Raw genomic sequence first — 2911 nt, forward strand, 5'->3', positions numbered from 1 at the left:
TCGGCCCCCTCGCCGGTCCGCGCGCCGTCGTCGGGGCGCGAGTTCCGGCCCCCCTTCAGCCGTCCCGCCCGGCGGAGCGCTTCGGTGAGCAGGAACTCGATCTGGGCGTTGACGCTGCGCAGGTCGTCGGCGGCCCACTTCTCGACGGCGCCGTGGACGGCGGGGTCGAGGCGGAGCAGGAAGCGCTTCTTCTCGGCCATGGCGACTCCGCCGCCTCAGCCACCCCTGGCGAGGTGGTGAGTCAGGAAGTCGGCGATGTCGTTGGTGAGCCTGGTCGAGACGAGGGCGTCAGGGCCGGGCAGCGCGGCGCTGCGCGCCGGCCCGTCGGTCTCGACCAGGTCGTGCGTGAGGTCGGGGTAGAGGTGGAGCTCCGCGTGGGGAGCCGCGGCGGCGAGGAGGGTGGCGTCGAGCACCGTGACCTGAAGGTCCTTCTCTCCCTGGAAGATGCCGACGGGCGCGGTCACGCCGCGCGCCTCGGCGGCCGGGCTGACGGCGAACTCGCTGCGCAAGAGCCCGGCGGCGTTGACGAACATGCCGGCGAGGGGGTTCGCGCGCAGTTCGGGGGTGAGCTGCAGGCGCGTCCCCTCCGACGTCATCACGGCGTCGACCACCTCGCGCAGGCGCGCGTCGACCTCGGCGAGCTGCGTCGGAGAGGCCCCGGCCGCCGCCTGGCCGCCGACGACCTGCTCGCGCAGCAGGTCCTGGAGGGGCCTGCCTGGTGCGGCGACGAGGACGACCGCCCACGGCGCCACCCTGCCGCGGTTGGCGGCGTAGAGGGCGACGAGGCCGCCCTCCGAGTGGCCGATGAGCCCGAGCCTGCCTGCGTCGACGCCGGGTTGCGCCGTCAGGAAGGCGAACCAGTCGGCCGCGTTGCGCGCGTACGTGTCGATGGTGACCGCGTCGGCGTCGCCGGTGGACGGGGGTATCCCCAGCTTGGAGGCGCGCAGCACGCCGAAGCCGCGGCACGCGAGGGCGTAGGCCAGCTGGCGGTAGCCCTGGTTCACCAGGAGGGGCGGGGCGTTGCCGTCGAGGTCGACGGCCCCGGAGCCGGGGAGGAGCAGTAGCGTCGGCGCGGCCCTGCCCGCCTCGACGGCGGCGCGCGGGAGCGTCAACTTGCCGGCCAGCGTCGCGCCGGCGCTCGCCACGCTGACGTCGCGCTCGACGAGGCAGGCCGCGGCCGCCTCCAACGCGTCCTCGACCGCGTGCGTCTGCGCCACCGGCTCGCCCGGCGCGCGGCGCTCCATGCGGACGTTGCCGGGTTCGCTGGCCGCCACGAGGATGACTCCCTGCTCGTCGAGGTGGAGGGTCACCGCGACGGTCTGCGGACCCACCACCAGCTTCCCGTCGAGGCGCCAGGCCGACGGCACGCCGCCCGCCGCCGTCACGGTCGTGTCGGCGACGGGGGCTTCGAGCGTGAGGGTTCCGAGCGCCGCCACCTGCGGGACGATGATGGCGAACTCGCGGTCGCCGGCAGCGCGGTCGGCCATGACGCGGTCGACCATGACCTGGTAGCCGTCGATCAGGTTGTTGTCGAGGACGCTGACGGGTCCCGTCAGCGGCAAGGTCAGCGCCTGCTTGCGCCCGCCCTGGTCGATCGCGAAGTCGGCGGCGGTCTGCGAGAAGTCGACGTCGAGCGTGACCGGGACGCCCTGAACGCTTCCGGTGAGGTGGTAGCTGACGGCGCTGCCGTCGGCGGCCGTCTCGAGCGCATCCGTCAGGTCGACGGCGGTACCGATCTTGGCGTAGCCCCGCGTGGTGGCTCCGCCGGCCCCGGGCACGACGGTCATCCCGATCTCGCCCACCAAGGCGCCGCCGACCGACACGTCGTAGACGTGGGCGGCGGCGCCATCCTGGGCCTCGGCGGCGCCCAAGCCCAGGCACAGGAGCGCGGCGAGGACCGCCCCGAACCGGCCGCCGCGCGCCCGTGCCGAACCGCTTGTCTCAGTCATCGGGCATCAGCCTCCGTAGAGCGTCCCGGCGTTCACCACCGGCGTGACGCCCTGCTCGCTCGTGAGCGCCACCATCAGGTTGTTGGCCATGGCGGCGCGCTTCTCGTCGTCGAGCTCGACGACGCCCCGCTCCGCCAGGCCTGTCAGGGCGTCCTCGACCATGCCGACGGCCGCCTCGACGATGAGGCGCCGCGCCGACACGACCGCCTGCGCCTGTTGGCGCCGCAGCATGGCCTGGGCGATCTCGGGGGCGTAGGCGAGGTGGGTCAACCGCGCCTCCATGACGTCGACGCCGGCGACCTGCAACCGCTCCTCGAGCTCGGCCCGCAGGGCGGCGGCCAGCTCGTCCGGGTTCTCCCGCAGCGAGGCGCGCTTCTCGCCCGCGGCGTCGTAGGGGTAGCGGGTGGCCAGCCCGCGCAAGGCCGTCTCCGACTGGATGGCCACGAACTCCTCGTAGTCGTCCACGTCGAACACGGCCTTGGCGGACTCGGCGACGCGCCACACCACGACGGCGGCGATCTCGACCGGGTTGCCGTCGGCGTCGTTGACCTTCACGCGTTCGCTCGTGAAGTTGCGCACCCGCAACGACACGGCCTTCTTGACGGTGAACGGGTTGACCCACCAGAAGCCGGCGTTGCGAACCGACCCCGCGTAGGAGCCGAAGAACGTGAGGACGCGCGCCTGGTTCGGTTGGACCGCGACGAGCCCACCGGCCAACGTGGGGCCGGCGATGACGCCCAGGAGCCCCAGCACGAGGGGCAGGATGCTCTCGCTGACGCCGGCGTAGATGACGAGGGCTATCCCGACCAGGAACAGCGCCACGATCACGGCCAGGCCAAGGAACCCGTTGGCGGCCGATGCGGCTCTCTCGACTACTTGGTTCACGACACCTCCTAGTGGTATCGGGATGATATCACGCCGATACCACTAGTCGCTAGTCGGCCGACGGGGCCCGGACGGCC

The 2911-nt window shown here is 73.0% G+C and carries 3 protein-coding genes; all 3 read right to left on the minus strand.

All coding sequences use genetic code 11. The annotated features are described in order from the left end of the window. The coding region (locus tag H3C53_01640; protein MBW7915381.1) for a hypothetical protein at positions 1 to 200 on the minus strand (200 nt) is incomplete at its 3' end. A 15-nt stretch (positions 201 to 215) separates the two neighbouring features. Continuing rightward, positions 216 to 1949 (minus strand): alpha/beta hydrolase, encoded by a 1734-nt coding sequence (locus H3C53_01645; GenBank protein ID MBW7915382.1) that lies wholly within the window; start codon positions 1947 to 1949, stop codon positions 216 to 218. Between the two features lie 6 nt (positions 1950 to 1955). Next, the gene (locus tag H3C53_01650) at positions 1956 to 2834 is read right to left on the minus strand and encodes an SPFH domain-containing protein (GenBank protein MBW7915383.1); all 879 of its coding nucleotides are present in this window, start codon (positions 2832 to 2834) and stop codon (positions 1956 to 1958) included. Between the last annotated feature and the right edge of the window lie 77 nt (positions 2835 to 2911).

Source organism: Trueperaceae bacterium (assembly GCA_019454765.1).
Taxonomy (GTDB): Bacteria; Deinococcota; Deinococci; order Deinococcales; family Trueperaceae; genus JAAYYF01.